The 20663-nt window shown below is 63.2% G+C and carries 23 protein-coding genes; 7 read left to right on the forward strand and 16 right to left on the reverse strand.

Annotated features, from left to right (window positions below; genetic code table 11):
- Positions 1-4: 4 nt before the first annotated feature.
- Positions 5-385: a hypothetical protein gene (locus ACLFLU_RS23950; RefSeq protein ID WP_426407318.1), complete on the reverse strand. Its 381-nt coding sequence runs from the start codon at positions 383-385 to the stop codon at positions 5-7.
- A 318-nt stretch (positions 386-703) separates the two neighbouring features.
- A complete protein-coding gene (locus ACLFLU_RS23955) occupies positions 704-1603 on the reverse strand; it encodes a LysR family transcriptional regulator (protein ID WP_426407319.1) in 900 nt (299 codons plus the stop codon).
- Positions 1604-1756: 153 nt separating this feature from the next.
- On the opposite strand from ACLFLU_RS23955, the gene ACLFLU_RS23960 reads away from it, so the two are divergent.
- The 5 genes from ACLFLU_RS23960 (at position 1757) to ACLFLU_RS23980 (ending at position 4976) form a co-directional block, all read left to right on the forward strand.
- The gene (locus tag ACLFLU_RS23960) at positions 1757-2965 is read left to right on the forward strand and encodes an arabinose transporter (RefSeq protein ID WP_426407320.1); all 1209 of its coding nucleotides are present in this window, start codon (positions 1757-1759) and stop codon (positions 2963-2965) included.
- A complete protein-coding gene (locus ACLFLU_RS23965; protein ID WP_426407321.1) occupies positions 2962-3747 on the forward strand; it encodes a carboxymuconolactone decarboxylase family protein in 786 nt (261 codons plus the stop codon). The genes ACLFLU_RS23960 and ACLFLU_RS23965 overlap by 4 nt, the downstream gene beginning before the upstream one ends.
- 12 nt (positions 3748-3759) lie before the next feature.
- On the forward strand, positions 3760-3990 hold the full coding sequence (locus tag ACLFLU_RS23970) for a tautomerase family protein (RefSeq protein WP_426407322.1): 231 nt from the start codon (positions 3760-3762) through the stop codon (positions 3988-3990).
- 121 nt (positions 3991-4111) lie between these two features.
- A complete protein-coding gene (locus ACLFLU_RS23975; protein ID WP_426414058.1) occupies positions 4112-4507 on the forward strand; it encodes a (R)-mandelonitrile lyase in 396 nt (131 codons plus the stop codon).
- Between the two features lie 40 nt (positions 4508-4547).
- A complete protein-coding gene (locus ACLFLU_RS23980) occupies positions 4548-4976 on the forward strand; it encodes a putative quinol monooxygenase (RefSeq protein WP_426407323.1) in 429 nt (142 codons plus the stop codon).
- A gap of 25 nt (positions 4977-5001) precedes the next feature.
- On the opposite strand, the gene ACLFLU_RS23985 is transcribed toward ACLFLU_RS23980, so the two are convergent.
- Positions 5002-5775 (reverse strand): helix-turn-helix transcriptional regulator, encoded by a 774-nt coding sequence (locus tag ACLFLU_RS23985; protein ID WP_426407324.1) that lies wholly within the window; start codon positions 5773-5775, stop codon positions 5002-5004.
- 454 nt (positions 5776-6229) lie between these two features.
- Here ACLFLU_RS23985 and ACLFLU_RS23990 point away from each other — a divergent pair, with 454 nt between their 5' ends.
- Positions 6230-7309, forward strand: a complete 1080-nt coding sequence (locus tag ACLFLU_RS23990; protein WP_426407325.1) for a zinc-binding dehydrogenase — start codon at positions 6230-6232, stop codon at positions 7307-7309.
- Positions 7310-7437: 128 nt separating this feature from the next.
- On the opposite strand, the gene ACLFLU_RS23995 is transcribed toward ACLFLU_RS23990, so the two are convergent.
- From ACLFLU_RS23995 to ACLFLU_RS24055, 13 genes are all read right to left on the reverse strand, one after another.
- Positions 7438-8142: an ABC transporter ATP-binding protein gene (locus ACLFLU_RS23995; protein WP_426407326.1), complete on the reverse strand. Its 705-nt coding sequence runs from the start codon at positions 8140-8142 to the stop codon at positions 7438-7440.
- Positions 8143-8149: 7 nt separating this feature from the next.
- The gene (locus ACLFLU_RS24000; RefSeq protein WP_426407327.1) at positions 8150-9430 is read right to left on the reverse strand and encodes a lipoprotein-releasing ABC transporter permease subunit; all 1281 of its coding nucleotides are present in this window, start codon (positions 9428-9430) and stop codon (positions 8150-8152) included.
- A 73-nt stretch (positions 9431-9503) separates the two neighbouring features.
- Positions 9504-10823 carry a proline--tRNA ligase gene (gene proS / locus ACLFLU_RS24005; RefSeq protein ID WP_426407328.1) on the reverse strand — a complete coding sequence of 440 codons (1320 nt, stop codon included), beginning with the start codon at positions 10821-10823 and terminating at the stop codon, positions 9504-9506.
- A 146-nt stretch (positions 10824-10969) separates the two neighbouring features.
- A complete protein-coding gene (locus ACLFLU_RS24010) occupies positions 10970-12532 on the reverse strand; it encodes a copper resistance CopC/CopD family protein (RefSeq protein ID WP_426407329.1) in 1563 nt (520 codons plus the stop codon).
- The gene (locus ACLFLU_RS24015; RefSeq protein ID WP_426407330.1) at positions 12532-13050 is read right to left on the reverse strand and encodes a YcnI family protein; all 519 of its coding nucleotides are present in this window, start codon (positions 13048-13050) and stop codon (positions 12532-12534) included. Before ACLFLU_RS24015 ends, ACLFLU_RS24010 begins: the two co-directional genes overlap by 1 nt.
- A gap of 20 nt (positions 13051-13070) precedes the next feature.
- Complete coding sequence (locus tag ACLFLU_RS24020) at positions 13071-13505, reverse strand: hypothetical protein (protein ID WP_426407331.1); 435 nt, start codon at positions 13503-13505, stop codon at positions 13071-13073.
- Positions 13505-14035, reverse strand: coding sequence for a copper chaperone PCu(A)C (locus ACLFLU_RS24025; protein WP_426407332.1), 531 nt, complete (start codon positions 14033-14035; stop codon positions 13505-13507). Before ACLFLU_RS24025 ends, ACLFLU_RS24020 begins: the two co-directional genes overlap by 1 nt.
- 117 nt (positions 14036-14152) lie before the next feature.
- The gene (locus ACLFLU_RS24030; protein ID WP_426407333.1) at positions 14153-16363 is read right to left on the reverse strand and encodes a TonB-dependent receptor family protein; all 2211 of its coding nucleotides are present in this window, start codon (positions 16361-16363) and stop codon (positions 14153-14155) included.
- 84 nt (positions 16364-16447) lie between these two features.
- Positions 16448-16822, reverse strand: a complete 375-nt coding sequence (locus ACLFLU_RS24035) for a DUF2946 family protein (protein WP_426407334.1) — start codon at positions 16820-16822, stop codon at positions 16448-16450.
- Positions 16823-16996: 174 nt separating this feature from the next.
- A complete protein-coding gene (gene copD, locus ACLFLU_RS24040; protein WP_426407335.1) occupies positions 16997-17860 on the reverse strand; it encodes a copper homeostasis membrane protein CopD in 864 nt (287 codons plus the stop codon).
- A gap of 83 nt (positions 17861-17943) precedes the next feature.
- Positions 17944-18294 (reverse strand): copper resistance CopC family protein, encoded by a 351-nt coding sequence (locus ACLFLU_RS24045; RefSeq protein ID WP_426407336.1) that lies wholly within the window; start codon positions 18292-18294, stop codon positions 17944-17946.
- Between the two features lie 3 nt (positions 18295-18297).
- Positions 18298-19299, reverse strand: a complete 1002-nt coding sequence (locus ACLFLU_RS24050) for a hypothetical protein (RefSeq protein WP_426407337.1) — start codon at positions 19297-19299, stop codon at positions 18298-18300.
- Positions 19300-19358: 59 nt separating this feature from the next.
- Positions 19359-19742, reverse strand: coding sequence for a DUF2946 domain-containing protein (locus tag ACLFLU_RS24055; protein WP_426407338.1), 384 nt, complete (start codon positions 19740-19742; stop codon positions 19359-19361).
- Positions 19743-20212: 470 nt separating this feature from the next.
- On the opposite strand from ACLFLU_RS24055, the gene ACLFLU_RS24060 reads away from it, so the two are divergent.
- Positions 20213-20617, forward strand: a complete 405-nt coding sequence (locus ACLFLU_RS24060; protein WP_426407339.1) for a globin — start codon at positions 20213-20215, stop codon at positions 20615-20617.
- Positions 20618-20663 lie beyond the last annotated feature (46 nt).

Raw genomic sequence — 20663 nt, forward strand, 5'->3', positions numbered from 1 at the left:
ATGCTTAGGTCCGGTATTTGGGCGGCGGGGTATCGAGCCCCGGCTGATCCTCGAGAAGGAACGTCGGCGTGGCGTAGGCCGGGCTGGCGGCCTTTGCTGCCGGCTCGGCAACGAGGACCGGCGCCGGAATCAGCAGGGGAACACAGGTGTAGCAATGATCGACGACAGTAACCGGTTTCTTCGATCCTTGGTCCGCGTTGCCCTGGTCTGTATTGGCTGACGCGTCAGCAACTTCGATCCGATCCTCGCTCGCGAGCGTCTCGCCGGCGCACGCGATTTCCCCCGCAAACCCGACCACGACATAGGCGAGTGTCAGAAACACGGTCAGCAGCCCGCGAAAGCTGGGGGCAAAGGAGGGAGACCTATGGCCAATCTGCCGTTTCATCGAAGCCACGGATAGCAAGGACCGTGAGCCAACACTACCACAAATTCGGTACCGGAAAGCCAGCTTCACAACCCAACGGACAGGCGGAAGACGCCCCTACACCGGCGCGTAAATCATGAGCTTCAGCGCGGGATCGTCATTGGCTGTCGACACATTCGCCGCACGGGCGACAGCTTCGAGCTTGATCCGGCCGCTCCCCTCGCGCGTTCGTTTCGTGCCGGTCACAGTGTAAGCCCACCCCGATGACGCCGTCGATAACGAACCTACTCCGAAACTTTGTCGTTTCGCAAAGCGGTTCGCTGGCTCCATGGGTCGACGCTATTTCCCACGGTGCCTGAGAGCCTCGACCAGCAGCGAAAATGCCTGCGAAGGCTGGCGCCGGCTGGGATAGTAGAGGTGGTAGCCGGAAAACGGCGGACACCAGTCGGACAAGACCCTGACCAGCCGTCCTTCCGAAACGTGGGGCTGCACGTGTCCCTCCGTCAGGTAGGCGAGACCCAATCCCTTGAGTGCTCCATCCAGGAGAAGGCTCGCGCTGTTGAACACCAACTGTCCCTCGACGCGCACATTGAGCTCTCGCCCGTTCTTCTCGAACTCCCACGCATAGAGACTGCCGCCGTGGGTCGGTAAGCGAAGGTTGAGGCAGTTGTGATGCGTGAGATCCTGAGGCGTTTTGGGTCGCTTGCGCGCGGCAAAGTAGGACGGCGCCCCCACCACGGCCATCCGCAGATCGGGACTGACGCGGACTGAGATCATATCCTTGGCAACGAGCTCGCCGGGACGAACACCCGCATCCACCTGCTGCGCCACGATGTTGGTCAGGCCATAGTCGATGATGATCTCGACGTGAATGTCGGGGTACTTCGGCAGGACTTTTCCGAGCGCGGGCAACAGGATTTCAGCGGCGGCATACTCTGTCGCCGTCAGCCGGACCAATCCCGCCGGCTTCTCACGAAATTCGCTGAGTGCGGCAAGATCGGCATCCATCTCGGTAAACTTGGGTCCGACGCTCAGGAACAACCGTTCTCCAGCCTGGGTTGGTGTGACGCTCCGCGTCGTGCGGTTCAGCAGCCGGACGCCAAGCCGTTCCTCCAGGTTCCGGATGATCTGGCTGAGTGCGGACTGCGTCATGCCGAGCTTCGAAGCGGCGCGCGTGAAGTTGCGTTCCCTCGCAACCGCGAGGAAGGCCAGGAGATCACTCGCGTCGTCCCGATGCATTGATTAACCAGCCTAATAACTCCATTCGGAATCTATCATCTAATCGCGGGGCGACGGAAGGCCTAGGTTCGGACCAGCCATCGGACGACGGCGCCGTCTCCGACCACGACGTGATCCAAGACCGCCTACCCCAGCAGGAACCTCGAGGCCGACATGTCAGTAACCGCTCTGCAAGAGCCGGCCGCGAGCCCACGTGTCGCGGCGACCCTGCTGCCGATCATGGCGGTGGTGTTCGTCGCTTTCCTCGTCATCGGTGTCGCGATGCCCGTGCTTCCGCTCCACGTGCACGACGGTCTCGGGCTGGGTACGTTCGTGGTGGGTCTTGTCGCCGGCAGTCAGTTCGCGGCCTCGCTGATCTCGCGCCCGTGGGCGGGCCACTTTTCGGACAGTCGCGGAGCGAAGCGCGGCGTGGTCGTTGGTCTCATTGCGGCGGCGGCTTCCGGGCTACTTTATTTGCTCTCGCTGTGTTTCAGCACCCTGCCGCTGGCTTCGGTCGCGATTCTCCTGCTGGGGCGAGGACTGCTCGGCGCGGCGGAGAGCTTCATCATCACGTCCTCGGTCAGTTGGGGACTGGCGCTCGCCGACGCCCGGAGCACGGGCAAGGTCATCGCCTGGGTTGGCTCGGCGATGTTCGCGGCCTTCGCGATCGGCGCACCGGCCGGCGCGGCGCTCTATGCCGCCTACGGCTTCACGGCGATCGCGATCGTCACGGCCGCCACTCCGCTGATGACGCTGCTGCTCGTTGCGCCACTTCCTGCGTTCGCCCCCGTCCCGCACGTGCGCCCTTCGTTCGCCGCGGTGGTCGGTGCCGTCTGGGTGCCGGGCCTTGGCTCGGCCCTCGGCAGCGTCGGTTTCGGTGCGGTGACGACGTTCGTTGCATTGCTGTTCGCCAACCGGGGCTGGGACAACGGATGGCTCGCCTACACGGCCTATGCGGTGGCCTTCATTCTGGCCCGGATCTGCTTCAGCCATTTGGCCGATGCGATCGGTGGCGCGAAGGTCGCGCTGGTCTGCGCGGTGATTGAAGCCATCGGCCAGGCGCTGATCTGGCTGGCGGTCCGACCCGAGATGGCGCTGGCAGGAGCCGCGCTCACCGGGTTCGGCTTTTCGCTGGTCTATCCGGGCTTCGGCGTCGAAGCGGTTCGCCGCGTTCCGGCGCAGAGCCGCGGCATGGCGATGGGCGCCTACACGGCCTTTCTCGACCTGGCCCAGGGGCTCGCCAGCCCTGCGCTTGGTCTGATCGCGACCGGAGCGAGGCTGAACGTGCTGTTTCTCGCCAGCGCGCTCACGGTGCTGTGCGCCGCGCTGGTTGCGTGGTGGCTGATGGCAAACCCGTTCACGGTCGAAGGAAGCCAGCCATGAGAACGATTGCAGCCACGCTGTTGTCTCTCGGTCTGATCGTTGGCGGCGCGACTGCCGCCGAACAGGCCGCCGTCAAAGGAGCTGATCCCATGTCGACATTGGAAGACGTCCGCGCCGTCGCGCCCGCGCTTGAGATGTACGGGCAGAAATTTCTGGTTGACGACCTCTGGAAGCGCGCCGGCCTCTCTCCTCGCGATCGCAGCGTCGTCACGGTCGCGGCTCTGATCGCGCGCAACCAGACCGTCGAACTTCCGCATTATTTCGCACTCGCGCTCGACAACGGCGTGAAGCCTGCCGAGATCTCCGAAATCATCACGCATCTGGCGTTCTATACCGGATGGGCCAACGCGATGAATGCGATCCCCGCAGCGAGAGACGTTTTCAAGAGCCGCAATATCGGGGCCGATCAGCTTCCGCCGGCGTCAGGACCGCAGCTCCCTCTCGACGAGGCGGCGGAGAAGCAGCGGGCAACGCGGGTCGGCGAACAATTCGGCCAGATCACACCGAGCCTCGTCCAGTACACGACCGACGTGCTTTTCCGGGATCTCTGGCTGAGGCCGGGTCTTGCACCCCGGGACCGGAGCCTTGTCACCGTCAGCGCTCTCATCGCGACGGGGCAAGTCGCCCAGATCACCTACCATTTGAACCGGGCGATGGATAACGGGTTGACGCGGGAGGAAGCCGGCGAAGTGCTCGGTCACCTCGCCTTCTACGCCGGCTGGCCCAATGCGTTCTCCGCGGCGCCGGTCGTCAAGGACGTGATCGAAAAGCGTCCGCGCTGAAGGAAGAAAGCGATGCCCCACATCATCGTCAAGCTCTATTCGGGCAAATCCGAGCGGCAGAAGCAGGCGCTTGCGCAAGCCGTCACTGAAGCGGTGATGGGCGCCCTCAACTACGGAGAAGAGTCCGTTTCCGTGGGCATCGAAGACGTCGAGCCGCGAGACTGGACTGAACAGGTCTACAAACCGGACATCATCGGCAAGCCGCACACCATCTACAAGAAACCGGGATACGACCCACGATGAACGGAGGACTGCGATGATCACACGCAGAGGTGTGCTCATCTGCGGCGGCGCCGCCGCCACGATCGGAGTCGGACGGACGCGGGCGCTCGGGTCCGAAACACTGAAGGAGCTTCCCATGGATATCGACATCAAGAGAAACGGGTCCAGGCCGTCCCAGAAGGGCTCTCAGGACTGGTTCACCGGCACGGTGCGCGTGGACCCACTCTTCCAGGCTCCTGATCCTGGCCGCGTCGGCGCAGGCCAGGTCACGTTCGAACCCGGCGCACGTACCGCCTGGCACACGCACCCGCTTGGACAGACGCTGATCGTCACGGCAGGGCTCGGCTGGGTGCAGCGCGAGGGCGGCCCGGTCGAGGAAATCCGCCCCGGCGACGTCGTATCGTTTCCGCCGGGATTGAAGCATTGGCACGGCGCGTCGCCGACGACGGCGATGACGCACATCGCCATCCAGGAATCCCTCGGCGGCAAGAACGTCGACTGGATGGAGAAGGTCAGCGACGAGCAGTATCGGAAGTGATCGAGAGAGCCGGCCAAATGAGCACAGGCGGGAGGACGACATGGACGCCAGACAATTTCTCGTTCTTGGAGCGTCGATGCTGACAGTGGCCCTGGCCGGTCCCGCGGGCACCCAAGAGAAGGTGCAAAAGAAGGTCCAAGGGAAGGTCGAAGAGATGCATCAGCCCCATGTGCGAGTGGCGGAGATCGAGATCGATCCGTCGCAGGTCGAGCCCTACGGGGCGGCAGTGAAGGAGCAGATCGAGGCTGCCGTCCGGCTCGAACCGGGAGTGCTCGCGTTGTATGCCGTGGCGGACGAACGAAATCCGGCGCATGTCTTCGTGTTCGAGATCTATGCCAATGTCGATGCTTACAAAGCTCACATCGAGACGGCTCATTTCAAGACCTACAAGGCGATCACGCAGGACATGGTGAAGTCGCTCAAGCTCCGGGATACCGTTCCTATCTTGCTGGGCGCAAAACGAACATGAGCACTGGGCTGTCGAGCCCGCGTCCTCACACCGGCGTGTAGATCACGAGCTTCAGCGCGGGATCGTCATTGGCCTGAAAGCTGGTGTGCTCGAAATGCAGCTCACCCTTGGTCGGATGGGTCATGGTCTTGCGGCCGGACAAGGTGCCGTGCACTTCGTGCGCGCCCCACCATTTGACGAATTCGGGACTGCCTTCGCGCAGCCGCGTCAGCAATTCCGCAAAGGCGGGATCGCCGGCCCAGACGTCGTGGGTGGCGCGAAACATCGCAACCATGCGCTTGGCCACGTCAGCCCAGGCCGCGCCGTAGGATTTTCGCGTGCGCTTGTTGGTCATCATCAAGAGCAGCGTGTTGCGATCCTCCTCTGGCAGCCGGCCGAACGCGAAGATCTCCTCGGCGGCTTCGTTCCAGGCCAGCACATCCCAGCGCCGCCCGGTGATGTAGGCCGGATGCGGCAGGCTCTCGACCAGCCGCAGAATGGGCGGCGGCACCACTTCGCGGGTGAACGCACCTCGCGCGCCGTCGCGCGCGAGGTCCTTGAGATGCGCATGCTCGGTCTTGCTGAGGCGCAGCGCACGCGCCAGCGCATCGACGGTCGTGACCGACGGGCTGACGGTGCGGCCCTGCTCGAGGCGGATGTACCAGTCGACGCCGATGCCAGCGAGCTGGGCGACCTCCTCGCGGCGAAGCCCCGCGGTGCGCCGCCGCTGACCTGCAGGAAGGCCGACCGTCTTCGGCGACAGCTTTTCGCGGCGGGAGCGGAGAAAATCGCCGAATTCGACGCGGCGCGGATCGGCCATGGCGTGTTCCCGCGATGGAGGGTTTGGGAATACTAGGATAATACCAGGCCTTCTCGTCCCGGCAAGATGGACGCCCACTATCTCCTACGTCCGCTCCTCAGGGAGATCATCCGCCGAGCGCAAGAAGGCAGGGCCAAATCCGTGTGAGAAGCCACGTCAGCACGCCTAACACGGCCAATGCTGCCGCAGGCTTCAATGCGGATGCTTCTTGAGATGCACTGGTGTTCGCCATGCTCGACCGCCCTTCGATTTGTCCTGCGTAAGACAGCAAAGGGTGGAGCGGCTATATGAATGTCATAAAGGTTCGGGCGAATTTTCTGACGCCAAGCTGACGTCCTGCAAAGAGCCAGGGCGTCCATTATACAGGGCCGATGCAATACTAGGATAATACCAGGCCTTCATGCCTGCTCCGAGGCGGAGCATATGGGTGTCACCCGTCTCTGAGGTGAACATCATGAAAGCTGCTATACTTAAATCCCTGGGATCGCCGCTGGTGATCGAGAACGCCCCGGATCCGGTGCTCGGCACCGGCGAGGTCATTGTCGACGTCGTCGCCACGCGCGTCCTGTCCTACATGAACGAGGTTTTCAGCGGCGAGCGCAACTACGCGCTCGACCTGCCGATCATCCCCGGCCCCGGCGGCATTGGCCGGGTCCGCGCGATCGGCCCTGATGCAACCAAGCTCAGCCTCGGCGACTGGGTGTTCTGCGACCCGACGGTGCGCTCGCGTGACGATGCCGTGGCGCCCGATATCGCCCTGCAGGGGCTCACGGCCGCCGGCCCGGGCGGCATGCGCCTGCAGCAGCATTTTCGCCACGGCTCGTTTGCCGAGCAGATGCGCGTGCCGACCGAGAACGTGAAGCGCCTCGGCGCGATCACGTCCGAAGAAGCCTCGCAATGGTGCGCGCTGGGAACGGCGCTGGTGCCCTATGGCGGCTTTCTCGCCGCAAATTTGCAAGCAGGCGAGACCGTGCTGGTGAGCGGGGCCACCGGCAATTTCGGCAGCGCCGCCGTCTCCGTCGCGCTGGCGATGGGCGCGGCCTGCGTGGTGACGCCCGGCCGCAACGAGAAAATCCTGGCCGACCTCGTCCGCCGCTTCGGCGCGCGGGTGAAACCGGTCAGGCTCACCGGCAACGAGAACGACGATTGCGAGGCGATGAAGCGCGCCGCGCCCGGTCCGATCGACTGCGTGTTCGACATCATGCCGCCCTCGGTCAGCACCAGCGTGGTGCGCGCGGCGATCATGACCGTCCGCGCCTATGGCCGCGTCGTGCTGATGGGCGGCGTCGGCATGGCGGGCGGTCCGGGCCTCGAACTGCCCTACCCTTGGCTCATGCGCAACTGCATCTCCATCCACGGCGTCTGGATGTATCCGCCGGATGCGGCAACGCGTCTGATCGGGTTGGTGCGCGCAGGGCTGCTGCGGCTCGACGAATATGTGACGACGGATTTCGACCTCGACCACGTCAATGAGGCCGTGGCCCACGCCGCCGCCAATGGCGGACCGTTCAAATTGACGGTAATCCGGCCGTAATCGGCCCACCCGCTGCAGCGATGCGCCGCTGCGGCGGGTTTGCCTGATTGATCAAGTCACTGGGAGGCGTCACCCCGATCGTGGACGGCCGTGGCCGTCTACTGTGTATGGGGTTGTTTTAGCGTTTTTTAGTCGAGCTCGATGACCTGGCCGTTGGCCAGCGACACGCGCCGGTCCATCCGGCCGGCGAGCTCCATGTTGTGGGTCGCGATCAGCATCGAGACCTTGGTCGCCTTGACCAGCTGCATCAGGGCCTGAAACACGTGGTCGGCGGTGTGCGGATCGAGATTGCCGGTCGGCTCGTCCGCGAACAGCACCCGCGGCGCATTGGCGACCGCGCGCGCGATCGCGACGCGCTGCTGCTCGCCGCCCGACAGCTCCGCCGGACGGTGGGTGATGCGGTCGCCGAGGCCGAGATAGCCGAGAATCTCCTTGGCGCGCTTGACGCTCTCGGACTTCTTCAGGCCGCGGATCATCTGCGGCATCATCACGTTCTCCAGCGCCGAGAATTCCGGCAGCAGCCGGTGCGACTGGTAGACGAAGCCGATATCGGTGCGGCGCAGCTGGGTGCGCTCGATGTCGGGCAGTTGCGAGGTCGGCGCGCCGTTGACGTAGACCTCGCCGGAATCGGGCGCTTCGAGCAGGCCTGCAATGTGCAGCAGTGTCGACTTGCCCGAGCCCGATGGCGCGACCAGCGCCACCGATTGTCCCGCCCACAGCGCGAGCTTGGCGTTGTCCAGGATCGTCAGCGCCGCCTCGCCCTGCAGGTACTGCCGTTTTATCTCGTGGAGATAGATGACCGGTACATCTTCCGCCCCCTGCTGCTGCTCCATCAGCCCCTCACTCGTACCGCAGCGCTTCGACCGGATCGAGGCGCGCGGCGCGCCACGACGGGTAGAGCGTCGCCAGGAACGACAGTGTCAGCGCCATGATGACGACGGCCGTGGTCTCGCCGACATCGATCTCGGCGGGCAGTTTCGACAGGAAGTAGAGCTCCGGTGAGAACAATTCGGTGCTGGTCAGCCAGGACAGGAATTGCCGGATGGACTCGATGTTGAGGCAGATCACGAGCCCCACGAAGAAGCCGACCAGCGTGCCGACCACGCCGATGGACGCGCCCGTGATCAGGAATATCCGCATGATCGAGCCTTGCGAGGCGCCCATCGTGCGCAGGATCGCAATGTCACTGCCCTTGTCCTTCACCAGCATGATCAGGCCGGAGACGATGTTGAGCGCGGCGACCAGCACGATCATGGTCAAGATCAGGAACATCACATTGCGCTCGACCTGAAGCGCGTTGAAGAAGGTCGAGTTGCGCTGCCGCCAGTCGACCAGGAACACCGGCCGGCCCGCGGCCTCCGTCACCGATTTGCGGAAGGCGTCGATCTTGTCGGGATTGGTTGTGAACACCTCGATCGAGGTGACGTCGCTGCTGCGGTTGAAATAGGCCTGCGCTTCGGCGAGCGGCATGAACACGAAGCCGAGATCGTATTCGGACATGCCGATCTCGAACACGGCCACGATCTTGTACGGCTTGATCCGCGGCGTCGTGCCCATCGGGGTCACCGCGCCTTTCGGCGCCACCAGCGTCACGCTATCGCCGGCATGCAGCGACAGCTGGTCGGCGAGCCGCCGGCCGATCGCGACGCCCTGCCCGTCGTCAAAGCCCTCGAGCGAGCCCTGCTTGATGTTCTTGGCGATCGAGGTGAGGTTGTTGAGGTCGTCGGAGCGGATGCCGCGCACCAGCACGCCCGAGGCGTTCCACGGCGAGGACGCCAGCGCCTGGCCGTCGACCACGGGGGCGGCCAGCCGGATGCCCTGGACCTGGCTGATGCGTTCGGCGACGTCCTTCCAGTCGGTCAGCGGCGATTCCAGCGGCTGGACCAGGATATGGCCGTTCAGCCCCAGGATCTTGTCGAGCAGCTCTTTCCGGAAACCGTTCATTACGGCCATCACGATGATCAGCGTCGCCACGCCGAGCATGATGCCGAGGAAGGAGAACCCGGCGATAACCGAGATGAATCCCTCCTTGCGGCGCGCCCGCAAATAGCGCGCCGACAGCATCCACTCGAAGGGCGCGAAAGGCGCGGTTTTAACGGTTTCAGTCATGGTTTCATCCATCGCTCGATAATCCCATGATTCGGGGTCAATTGTGGCCGGATTGGCGGCCGCGATATCGGGCGATGAACAATATTCAGCCGACCAGCCGCGCGACGACGTCCGCAGGCGACAGATTCTCGCGCGAACCGTCAGAGCGCCGCTTCAACTCGACCTTGCCGTCGGCAAGCCCCTTCGGCCCGATCATGATCTGCCAGGGGATACCGATCAGGTCGGCGGCGGCGAATTTGGCACCGGCCCGCTGGTCGGTGTCGTCATAGAGCACGTCGACGCCCTTGGCCATCAGTTCGGCATAGAGCTTCTCGCAGGCCGCATCGACCGCGGCATCGCCCTGTTTCAGATTGAGGATCGAGACGCGGAACGGCGCCACCGCTTCCGGCCATTTGATGCCGGCATCGTCATGACAAGCCTCGATGATGGCACCGAGCAGGCGCGAGACGCCGACGCCGTAGGAGCCGCCGTGGATCGGCACGTCCGCGCCGTCCGGGCCCGCCACCATCGCTTTCATCGGTTCGGAGTATTTCGTGCCGAAATAGAAGATCTGGCCGACCTCGATGCCGCGGGTGTTCACGCGCTTGTCCGCAGGCACTTCCTGCTCGAACCGCGCGGGATCATGAACGTCCTCCGTCGCGGCATAGACCGAGGTCCACTGCTTGATGATCGGGGTCAGATCGCTGCTGTAATCGACGTCCTCGCCCGGCACCGGCAGGTCCAGCACGTCGCGATTGATGAACACGCCGGATTCACCGGTTTCGGCGAGCACGATGAACTCATGGCTGAGATCGCCGCCGATCGGGCCGGTTTCGGCGCGCATCGGGATCGCCTTCAACCCCATCCGCGCGAAGGTGCGCAAATAGGCGACGAACATCTTGTTGTAGGCGACGCGCGCGGCGGCCTCGTTGAGGTCGAAGGAATAGGCATCCTTCATCAGGAACTCGCGGCCGCGCATCACGCCGAAGCGCGGACGCTGCTCGTCGCGGAATTTCCATTGGATATGATAGAGATTCAGCGGCAGGTTCTTGTAGGACTTCACGTAAGCGCGAAAGATCTCGGTGATCATTTCCTCGTTGGTCGGTCCGTACAGCAGCTCGCGCTTATGGCGGTCGGCGATGCGCAGCATCTCCGGGCCATAGGCGTCGTAGCGGCCGCTCTCGCGCCAGAGGTCGGCGAGCTGGAGCGTCGGCATCAACAGTTCCAGCGCGCCGGAACGGTCCTGCTCCTCACGCACGATCTGCTCGATCTTCTTCAGGACCCGGAAGCCCAACGGCAGCCAGGCATAGATGCCGGCCGCCTCCTGCCGGATCATTCCGGCGCGCAGCATCAGCCGATGCGAGACGATCTCCGCCTCTTTCGGATTTTCCTTCAAAATGGGCAGAAAGAACCGCGACAACCGCATGGGAATACTCTGGGAATCAGTGATGGCCCGCAGTGAAACCGGATTGGGAGCGAAAACACAAGGCCGGGAATGAGGAAAAGCCGCTAACACGGCGGAATTCCTGTCATTTTTCCGTTGCCTTCAGATTCGACTTGAACCGTTTCGCCCTAAGGCGGCGAGACCTCGAGCTCGTCCTCGAGGGTGATCTTCTCGAAATCGGTCACCAGCGCATCGATCCGCACATGCCAGCGGCCGGCGAACGGCAACTCGACCTTGCGCACGTGCCAATAGCCGTCCGGCCCGAGCTCGGCGTCGCGCTCCATCGGTTCGATGCCTCGCTCGGGCAGACTCAGTGTCAGCGTCGCCTCCTTGGCCTTCAGCGGCGTCGCCTCGCCGGTCATGAGCTGAAGCACAAAATCGTCCACACCGGCCTTGCCGGGGGACACCAGCACCTGGAACATTGCCTTGTCGCTGTGGATGTGGATCGCCAGCGGCGTCTCCGGCACCATCGTCCGCGGCGGCGGCGTGAAACGCCAGCCGGCGACGACGGCGAAGATGCCGAGCGCGGCCCCGCATTCGAGCAGGATCGAGCGCCTGAGCGCGGACGCGCCCCTCTGATCCTTCGCCAGTGCCGGCGTCAGCCGATAACGATTGAGCGCAGCGAGCGCCAGCAGGAGCAGGACCAGCGCCAGCTTGACCGAGAGAATGAGGCCGTAGCTGGTCTCGACCAGCGCGGATGGCTTTTCGAGCTGAATGATGGCAAGCGTGAGGCCGGTCAGCGCCAGCGCCGCGACCACCGGCATGGCGATGCGCGAGAAGCGGTTCAAAAGCGGAAGCACAGCCGGCGTCGGCTTCGACAGCAACGCTGCCAGCGGCGCTAGCGCCCCGATCCAGAAAGCAACGGCGAGGCCATGGACGAAGACCGCCGGTCGCGTCAGCACCTCGGGCGATGCCGTCGCAGCGTGCCCGGTCATGGCGAGCGAGAGCCCGACGCCGGCGAACGCGACCGCCGCAAGAGCGCGCGCATACCACGCGCGGCCCAACGCCATCAGCGCGAGCAGCATCGCCGCAATGGCGACGAGCAGAGCGGGGCCGGCGCTGGTCGCGAATGCGATGGTCCAGGGAGCCGCGGTCACGAGTGCTGCCGGCGGCAGGCCGAGGAGATCGAGACCCAACGCGCCCAGCGACACAACGGCACTCGGGAGGCCGACAAGCAGCGCCGCGCGTGGCACGCTCATGCCCGTCATCGACCATGCGATCCAGCGGGCAAAGAACACGCCGCCGACACCGACAAACAGCCCGAGATAGAGACCGATCCGCGACAGCCAGATCAGCGCGTTCAAGCGGCCGTCCGCATTGGCCGGAGGCTGCGTGGCCGTCGGCGCGCCGACCGAAAAGATCACCGATCCCGCGACAGGATGGCCGTCCTGCGAGATCACCCGGTAGCTCACGACCGCCGTGCCCTGCGGCAGGTCCGGCGGCATCGCAACGGAAATGCCCTCGCCGGATGTCGTGACGCGCGCATCGTCGCGCGCCCTGCCCGCGCCGTCGATCAGCTGGATCGCGCCAGGGGTCACCGCCTCGTTGAAGCGCAATTCCACCGCCCTCGGCGCGCTCGCCAGGATGCTGCCGCTCGCCGGCTCGACCGAAATCAGCGCCGCATGCGCCGACGCGCCGGTCGAAGTGCCGGCGACGACGATCAGCATCGCGAGCGCAGCGAGAAGACGCATTACGGCTTGGGTAGCAGCTTCACACCGGGCGCAGGCGACTTGTCCTCATGCGTCTGCGCTGCCCCTTCCGCCGGAATTTCGATCCAGCGGCTGACACCCTTCTCGCATTCCTGCACCACCGGGAAATACAGTGTGGTGTTGGGCTTCAGGCTGTCGGTGAGGAAGCTGCTGACGACGAACTCGTCGTAATTGTGGTCCGGCAGCTTCCCGCCGGACCAGACCACTTCCTTCACGCCCGAAGTCAGCTTGTTGCCGTGAAAGTCGTACGCGCTGGCATATTGCCCCTCGACGACATCGACGTTCCAGCCGGCCTTCGGCATCGGTTTCACCGCGATGACGCCTTCGGGGATCTGCACGCGGATCTTGACCGTCGGCGAGCCGGAACAGCCGTGCGGCACGGCGAAGACGGCCTTGTAGGACGCACCGACCGTGGCCTGCTTGCCTTCCAGATAGACGTGCGCCGCCGCAGGCGATGCGGCAAGCGCAGCCATCAGGATCAGCCAGGGTATCTTCGACATGTTTGCTCTCCTCCGCATGATCATTTGATCAGGATCGGCGATTCCACGCTGACGTGATCGGTCTCGGAGATCGAAATTCCGAGGCCAAGCATCCAGCGGCCGGGCGTCAATTGCGCCACTTTCACGCGCCAGCCATCATCGCCGTCGCGCGAGGCATCAACCGGCGCCAGCGTCTTGCCGGTCTGCACGTCCGCCAGCGTCACCGACACGGCTTTCGCCGTGAGCGGCATCTCATCCGTCGTCTCTAACTGGATGGTGATCTCAACCGGACCCGCGCGGCCCGGCGAGACCGTCACATTGGCCATCGCCTTCTCGGTATGCAGATGCGTGAAGAAGCTGTCGTCGTCGGTCGCCGCCGCAAGCGGCGTTGCTGCGACTGACAGCAACGCTACCGCTCCGATCGCAAGGCTCCTGATCGTTCGACGCGAGATCATGGGAGATTTGATCGGTCTCATCACATCTTCATTCCCGAATGATCCGGCATCTTCTTCATCTCCATGTGGCCGGAATGTCCGGCATCACCCGGCGCCTGCGCGCCGACGGCCTGCACGTCGAGGGTAATCGCGACCCTGCCGGCCTTCTCGAACTCCAGCGTGACCGGGACCTTGTCACCCTGCTTGAGCGCACCCTTGAGCTGCTCCAGCATCAGATGGTAGCCGCCAGGCGCGAACTTGACAGTCTTGCCGGGCTCGATGGTCAGGCCCATGTCGAGGGGGCGCATCTTCATGACGCCGTTGTCCATTGCCATCTCGTGAATCTCGATCTTGCCTGCGATGTCGGCGCTTCCGCCGAGCAATCGATCTGGCGCCGCGCCCTTGTTCTCGATCGTGACATAGCCACCGGCGATCTTTGCACCGCCCGGCGTAGCCCGGCTCCAGGCCTGGGAGATAACGAGATCGCCCGCCTTGATATCCTCGGCCAGTGCGACGGAGGTCGCGCTTAGAAACAGTGAAATTGCGAGAAGAGTTTGCTTGGCCTTTTTCATGTTGATTACCTCGTTGATGATCATTTCGACCGAGGATGACCCTCGGCATTTCCGTGACGACCTTCAGTCCCTATCGAGATGGTGCCTTCAAACAAGGACCCAAGTGTTGTTCGCGCATCACCATCGATACCTCATTCCGGCGTACACCGCCCGGCCCGAGCCCGGCTCGAACAATGGTGACGTCGCCGCGGCCCGATCGATAATACTCGCGCTGGCAATATAGGTCTTGTTGGTAAGATTGCGCCCCTCGACGTAGCCTGAGAACGGGCCGCCATTGTCAAAGCCGGCTTTCAATCCCAACAACGCGTAGGGCTCTGTCGTCAGCGTGTTCATGCTGTCGACAAAATAGGCCTGCGGCACCCATTCGACATTGGGTCCAAAATAGAGGCCGGTTGGGTGCTTGTAGAGGAGTTCCGCACGCAGATAGTGGCGCGGCGCGCCCGGCAACTGATTGTTTCCGAAGGCTGGATCGTTGTCGAAACGGAAGTCATTGAAGGTGTAGGCGAGATTGAGCCAGATTTTATCCGGGGCGGGGCCGGCAAAGAAGATGTCGCGCAAGATTGCCGCGCCCGCACCGGCCTCGATTCCTTGGTGGATAGTGCGGTCGGCATTGGTCACGTTGCAATTGCCGAAGGCGCTATAGAGACAGAGCAGCTCGTCGCGGATGTTGGCCCGATAGACTGTGAGCTCCCACGCGTAATCCGGCCGCTTCATGCGCGTTCCGATTTCGTAGGTGGTCGCGGTCTGGGGGCGGATGCTGGTGAACGGAATGAACGGAATGCCGGGACCATTCGAGCTTTCACCGAAGCTCGGCACCTCCGCACTCCGCGAGACGTTGGCAAAGGCCTGCCAGGTCGGATCAATCTGCCACAGGAGACCGCCTTTGGGGGACCATAGGTTAAAGCGCGTTGCGCCCGATTGATCGCCGTCGCTGAGGAATCGGTCCTGCCGATTGCGGGTCGCGTACAGAAATTGCGTGCCGCCGATCACCGCAACATTCGGGAGGAAGAAGAAGCTATCCTCGACATAGGCTGAGGTATTTTCGGACCGATCGATCGAGGAAGAGAGCAGTGCGCCCTTCTGTCCGCCAAGATTGGCGAATTGCTGATTATCGATACTACCGTTCAGGACATACACGCCAGCGACCAGCCTGTTGCGGAAGCCGCCAATGACCCGGTCGTCGGTCACCTTCGCGAATCCTCCGTAGTCCTTGTAGCGATAATCCAGCCACTGAAAGATCGGATGCATCAGGTGGCGATCGACGCCAAAGGCGCCGAACTCGACTTTGGTGTCATCAAACCGGACTGTCGTCTTGTTCGCCAGCCTCACCGTGTCGATATTGCGCTGCTGATCCATCGCAACGTTCGCAGGAGCGGCGGCTTCCGGGTCCGTCAAGGCCGAAGTCTTTGTGACTGTGCCGGGTATGCGCTGCCGAACTTCGTTGGCATTGAGGTAGAACCGGGTCTCGAGATCTGGCGAGAATTGATAGCCGACGTTACCGCTCAGACGGTTGCTCGAGCCGAAGCTATGATCGCGAAATCCGTCGACGGCTTGCGTGGAAGCGGTGACAAAGCCGTCCCAGGGTCCGTTCGCTCCGCCTGCATTCGCCTGCAGCCGCTTGAAGCCGAAACCGCCAAGGTCGAACGAAACGCCATTTGGAAACGGGTCACGTCCGGTCGGCGTCACGAAATTGATCGCGCCGCCAAGGGAATTAGCGCCGAACTGTAGCGCGTTGCCACCCTTGTAAACTTCGACATACTTATAAGCGGTCGGATCGATCTCCTGGAAATCTCCGTATCCGTCGGACGTGTTGATCGGAATGCCGTCCATATAGAGCTGAACACCACGCAGATGGAAATTGCGCGACAGGCCGGACCCTCGGATGGAAAGGCGGGTGTCATCGCCCCACTTGGGCTGCGCGAACACGCCAGGCACGTAATCCAGAATGTCCTTGATCGTGTTGGACGGCGTCGAGTTTCTGTAGGCTTCGGCCGGCACCAATGCCACGGCACCGGGAGTCTGGTTGATTTCCGCCAGCGCTTGCTGCGCGGTCAGAACCGTCAGCGCACCTGGACCGCCGCGCCCCTGCTCGTTCGCTGTCTGCGGAGGAGCCGTGGTCGTGCGCGCACTTCGCGCGATTCGGGGTGATCGCTCAGCATTGCGCGGTTGACGGACCGTGCGCCTGTCCTTCGGCGCATCGACAGTAACGGGTGGAAGATCCGGCCGACCAGTCTGGGCGACGGCGGCGATGGGGACAGCGCAGACCGATACGGACACGAGCAGCATCCCGCGCGCAGGCGCGTTCCGCAAAGAAAGAAGACGAAACATGAGACATTCCTGAAGCCGGCTGCTTCGCCGACCAATTGACAACATCAATCGCCGGCGGACGGGCCGCGGCGACACCGAAGGTCGTCAGGAAATCTGGGGAGGTCCGCGTGCCTGGGCGCTTGAGCCCTTATGGGCGGCGACGGAGGACGCATCCGCGTCGCGCCACACCACACGTTCGGCGTGGCGGACGGGAATGGAGAGCGTGGCCTGCGGCGGCGAATCGAACGATGCGGCGGCCTGCGCCAGGCAGCACAGGGCGCACGCCCCGGCATGCGCTGATGGCGCGCCACGGTCGTTCGAACCACCCTGCTCGCTTGCGCTGTGACAGATGACGGCGGCCTGGAGCGGATCGGCCACAGCCTGCCCCGCCGCCCAGCAGGCGGCGATCGGCGCCAGCACCTGCATCGCTAGCGCGAGCAGGACGATCGGTAGGAATTTTTTTTGCAGCCGCGCGTGCATCCGCCAAACCATTGGTTCGTCTGCTAACTAAGCACCAAGTGGCGGCAGTGTCGAGATCGCATCCTGGTCCTGCTTGCCCCAGGACAAACTTCTCTCGAAAGACTGTCCCTCAGCCTTGCGAGCCAAGCCCCCCGCGAGCGGGTGCTGCACCGATAGGCTTCTTCTCTCATTGCTTCACATCACGAGGTGAATGGCGGGATGCAGCGTGCCGAGCAGCCCAACAATGGCGATGATGGCAACGCCAAGGGCCAGCTCAATAGCGCTGTTGCGTGTCAGCCAGCGCAGCCCACCCGCGCCGGACTGGGCAAGCCGTGGTGTCAACAACAGGCGGTTGACCGTTGCGAGCGCCAGCATGACCGCAAACAGGGCGAGCTTCAGCAGCAGCAATTGTCCGTAGCTGGTGGCGAAGAGCGCGCGAAAGGAGCCAACCAGGATGGCGGCATTGATCAAGCCCGAGAGCATGAGCGCCATCACGCTGATGATGCCCAGCGTCGAAAAACGATCGACCGCATCGCGGGCGAGCGGTTTGGCGCTGTCGCCGCGGGTGACGGCCAGCAACAGGATCAGCGGCAACAGGCCGCCCAACCATGCTGCGGTGGCGATCAGATGGAGCGCATCCGCCGCAAGATGCAGATTGCCCATTGCGCCGACGGTGGCCGCGGCGTGGCCTGTCCAGGCAAGGCTTGCCGCGAACGCGAGTGAGGCTATCAGTCCAAGCCGCTGTGCAATCGGCACGCGGTCGGAGGCCAAGCAAGCGGCTATCAAGATTGCCAATCCGACCCGGACGATCATTACCTGGCCGAACTGTGTTTCGTTGACGACCGTCGATAGCACATCCGCGGTCAACGCATCTTTGAGCGGCAACCCACTCATTGCGGAGCACTGAAGCAACAGCCAGATCCCGCCGGAGATCACGGCAGTGACGAGGCCGATGCACGACACCCGTTGCGCCTGGCTCCGGAACACGGCAGCCACGGTCGTTTCCGGATGCAAGACGGGCTCGGCGATCACGGCACGAAAGAGGATGTTTCCGGCCATGATCGCCGTTGCCGCAAAATGCACAGCGCGCGTCGCAACCAAAGGTGCCCCACCTGCGGACCAATCCATCGGCAGCAACGCCCTTAAGGACCAACCTCGAAGGTGAAGTTCCCATCGGTCGTATGGGTATCCACCGACAACACGCGCCAGTTCACGTGATAGGTGCCCGCACCACCGCCCTTCACCGAGACCGACATCTGGTTGCCGCTGACGCGCGCCTTGCCGGCTTCGATGCGTTGTCCAGAGGGACCAGTCACCGTGACAGAACTGAACGCTGGCTCTAGTTTCTGCGTGAACCAGAGTGTGACCTCTTTCGGAGGGCTTCCGACCTTGTTGCCGACACGTGGCTCGGCATGATCAAGAAAAGCGTGGGCGCTTGCTTGGCCGGTCGTCAGAGAAGCCAGCAGCAGCAGAGCCAGAGATGAGCGTCGCATAAGTCAATTCCTTGCAAACGGGCTTGCAGGCTGAACGGCTCCGCCGAAGATCGGCTTGCCGATCCCGCGCGGATCGATGTCGTCCAGATACAAATGCAATTGAGCGATAAAGCCGACATTGGTCCCGCTTTGCCGATTGATCGGGATCAGCGCCTCGACCGCGAACTGGAAGGTGTTGCCGACCCAGATCACGCCGGGTTGGATCGTTCCGGTAGTCAACGTTCCCGAGGTCAGGGTGTTCGCCACCGGCGTTTGCAAATTGGCCTCGACCAATGGGATCAGGTGGTTGATGAAATCCGGCAGGCCCAGATCGACCACGGCCGATTTCAGGTAGGGCATGCTGTATTGAATGGTCCCACCCCAGTTCAGCACGCGCGCGTGGAACTCGGTGTCGGCGGTCTGTGCGCCGGTGTCAGGATCAACCCCGAAGGTTGTCGTGAAATTCCGCCCCGGGATTGCATAGCCGACTTGACCGGTGATCGCGACCGGCCTGAGCCAGGACACTGTGTCTGGCAGGTCTCCCAACCCTTTGCCGAAAAAGACCGTCGGCGTGTAGTGGTTGAAGGCTTCGGCGCCCACAGTGGAGGAGCCGGTGCCGCCCCATTCCACACCCAGGCCTACCGACATAACGAACTCATGCTCGGGGTTCTTGTACACCCGATACTTGAACATGGTGTCCAGGTTCTGGAATCCGTTGGCTCCGGGCACCGTCGGGTCGATCGGACCGAGAAAGGTGTAGGTCGTACCAAACGAGATCGCGAAATCCTCGGTGATCCGCTTGGAAAACTCTCCCGACACGTCGCGCTGCCGAACGGGCGGAACATCGCCGGTCTTGAAGCTGTCCACCGTGGGAAGCGACAGTTCATCGTTCACGCCGGGATCATCGATGCCGAGCGTTGCCGGGAAGAAGCGGTTGCCGACGATTTCGTGGGCTGCGCCGCCGGATAGTGGAATAAGCGCGATCGCGGCGCCCCAAAGGCCCGCACGCGTGTGAGAGATCGACATCGAAGGTCTCCGCAGATTGACGTGTCAGTTCGAGCAGCCAAGGTCTGGCCGCGAAGCTCTCACGTCGCCTGCGGTGGTGCGCGCGCCTGGGCGTTGGATCCGCCGCGGAAAATGAAGATAGAGGTATCCGCCGCGTGCCAGACCACGCGTTCGGCGTGGCGGAAGGGGATGGAGAGCGTGGCCTGCGGCGGCGAATCGAGCGACGCGCCCGCCTGCGCCAGGCAACATGATGCGCAGGCACCTGAATGCGCTATCGGCGTGCCCTGGTCGTCCGGACCGCCCTGCTCGCTAACGCTGTGGCAGATGACACCGGTGCCAAGCGGATCGGCCATGGCCTGGCCTGCCGCCCAGCAGGCGGCAATCGGCGCCAGCACCTGCATCACTAAAGCGAGCAGGACGATGGGTAGGAATTTTTGCAGCCGAGCGCGCATCCGCCGAACCATTCGTTCGTCTGCTAACTAAACACCAGCCCCGCCCCGAGTCGAGGTCACGTCGGCCGCCTTGTTGGGATGGCGCAAATTTCTGGAAAAATGTGATCAACAGGCCTCACTGAACGCGGAGCTCCAGCTTTTGAGGCAGTCCAGCCACCTTTGCCCATCCACAGATTTCTTATATTTGTCATATGCTTATAGGGTTAAAAGCCCGATCATTTCGTCAGCTGCTCGAATTTTGAACAATCGTTGCCGAAAATGATGACAAGTGAGAAAAGTTGATCTAGCATCCCTCTTGCTCAGGCTAGCCGCGAGGTCAAAGTCTGGTGGTCCAAGTCTCGGGAGGAGCCCCTGGCGCGCAAAACGCAGCGTCGCCCCGCCAATCAAGATCAAATCTTAGAATCGGGGATAATAGGGTCGGCACAATTTTTGAGCGGGGCTAGGGCCCCGCTCTTTTTTTGTCTTTAGCGGCTGATGTGCCGATGAGTGCTTCTCCCAATCCGATCGAGCAAAGCTTCGAGCTTGCGGCCTCGCGCTGCGCCGATCTCACGCCCCTCGTCTATCAACGGCTGTTCAACGAGCACCCCGAAACGCGGGCGATGTTCCGTTCGCAAGGCAGCGAGCTCGTGATGGGATCGATGCTTGCGCTGACCATCGAGGCGATTCTCGACTTCGCCGGCGAACGCAATGGCCATTTCCGGCTGATCGCCTGCGAAGTCGCCTCGCACGATGCCTATGGCACGCCGCGCGAGCTGTTCATCGCCTTCTTCGCCACCCTCAGGGATACGCTGCGCGAACTGCTCGGCGCCGATTGGTCGCCGGGCATGGCGCGGGCGTGGGACGCGCTGCTCATCGAGATCGAGGCGTTCGCTGGCATCGCAGCGTAGCGCTTTGCGCTGCACCAACTCCCGCGTTGCAGATTGGGTGGCGTGA

It is taken from the genome of Bradyrhizobium ganzhouense (assembly GCF_049949285.1).
Taxonomy (GTDB): domain Bacteria; phylum Pseudomonadota; class Alphaproteobacteria; order Rhizobiales; family Xanthobacteraceae; genus Bradyrhizobium; species Bradyrhizobium ganzhouense.

Coding starts and splice junctions, on each gene's coding strand:
- ACLFLU_RS23950 (WP_426407318.1), bottom strand. CDS start 385: ATGAAACGGCAGATTGGCCATAGGTCTCCCTCCTTTGCCCCCAGCTTT.
- ACLFLU_RS23955 (WP_426407319.1), bottom strand. CDS start 1,603: ATGCATCGGGACGACGCGAGTGATCTCCTGGCCTTCCTCGCGGTTGCG.
- ACLFLU_RS23960 (WP_426407320.1), top strand. CDS start 1,757: ATGTCAGTAACCGCTCTGCAAGAGCCGGCCGCGAGCCCACGTGTCGCG.
- ACLFLU_RS23965 (WP_426407321.1), top strand. CDS start 2,962: ATGAGAACGATTGCAGCCACGCTGTTGTCTCTCGGTCTGATCGTTGGC.
- ACLFLU_RS23970 (WP_426407322.1), top strand. CDS start 3,760: ATGCCCCACATCATCGTCAAGCTCTATTCGGGCAAATCCGAGCGGCAG.
- ACLFLU_RS23980 (WP_426407323.1), top strand. CDS start 4,548: ATGGACGCCAGACAATTTCTCGTTCTTGGAGCGTCGATGCTGACAGTG.
- ACLFLU_RS23985 (WP_426407324.1), bottom strand. CDS start 5,775: ATGGCCGATCCGCGCCGCGTCGAATTCGGCGATTTTCTCCGCTCCCGC.
- ACLFLU_RS23990 (WP_426407325.1), top strand. CDS start 6,230: ATGAAAGCTGCTATACTTAAATCCCTGGGATCGCCGCTGGTGATCGAG.
- ACLFLU_RS23995 (WP_426407326.1), bottom strand. CDS start 8,142: ATGGAGCAGCAGCAGGGGGCGGAAGATGTACCGGTCATCTATCTCCAC.
- ACLFLU_RS24000 (WP_426407327.1), bottom strand. CDS start 9,430: ATGGATGAAACCATGACTGAAACCGTTAAAACCGCGCCTTTCGCGCCC.
- proS (WP_426407328.1), bottom strand. CDS start 10,823: ATGCGGTTGTCGCGGTTCTTTCTGCCCATTTTGAAGGAAAATCCGAAA.
- ACLFLU_RS24010 (WP_426407329.1), bottom strand. CDS start 12,532: ATGCGTCTTCTCGCTGCGCTCGCGATGCTGATCGTCGTCGCCGGCACT.
- ACLFLU_RS24015 (WP_426407330.1), bottom strand. CDS start 13,050: ATGTCGAAGATACCCTGGCTGATCCTGATGGCTGCGCTTGCCGCATCG.
- ACLFLU_RS24020 (WP_426407331.1), bottom strand. CDS start 13,505: ATGAGACCGATCAAATCTCCCATGATCTCGCGTCGAACGATCAGGAGC.
- ACLFLU_RS24025 (WP_426407332.1), bottom strand. CDS start 14,035: ATGAAAAAGGCCAAGCAAACTCTTCTCGCAATTTCACTGTTTCTAAGC.
- ACLFLU_RS24030 (WP_426407333.1), bottom strand. CDS start 16,363: ATGTTTCGTCTTCTTTCTTTGCGGAACGCGCCTGCGCGCGGGATGCTG.
- ACLFLU_RS24035 (WP_426407334.1), bottom strand. CDS start 16,822: ATGCACGCGCGGCTGCAAAAAAAATTCCTACCGATCGTCCTGCTCGCG.
- copD (WP_426407335.1), bottom strand. CDS start 17,860: ATGGCCGGAAACATCCTCTTTCGTGCCGTGATCGCCGAGCCCGTCTTG.
- ACLFLU_RS24045 (WP_426407336.1), bottom strand. CDS start 18,294: ATGCGACGCTCATCTCTGGCTCTGCTGCTGCTGGCTTCTCTGACGACC.
- ACLFLU_RS24050 (WP_426407337.1), bottom strand. CDS start 19,299: ATGTCGATCTCTCACACGCGTGCGGGCCTTTGGGGCGCCGCGATCGCG.
- ACLFLU_RS24055 (WP_426407338.1), bottom strand. CDS start 19,742: ATGGTTCGGCGGATGCGCGCTCGGCTGCAAAAATTCCTACCCATCGTC.
- ACLFLU_RS24060 (WP_426407339.1), top strand. CDS start 20,213: ATGAGTGCTTCTCCCAATCCGATCGAGCAAAGCTTCGAGCTTGCGGCC.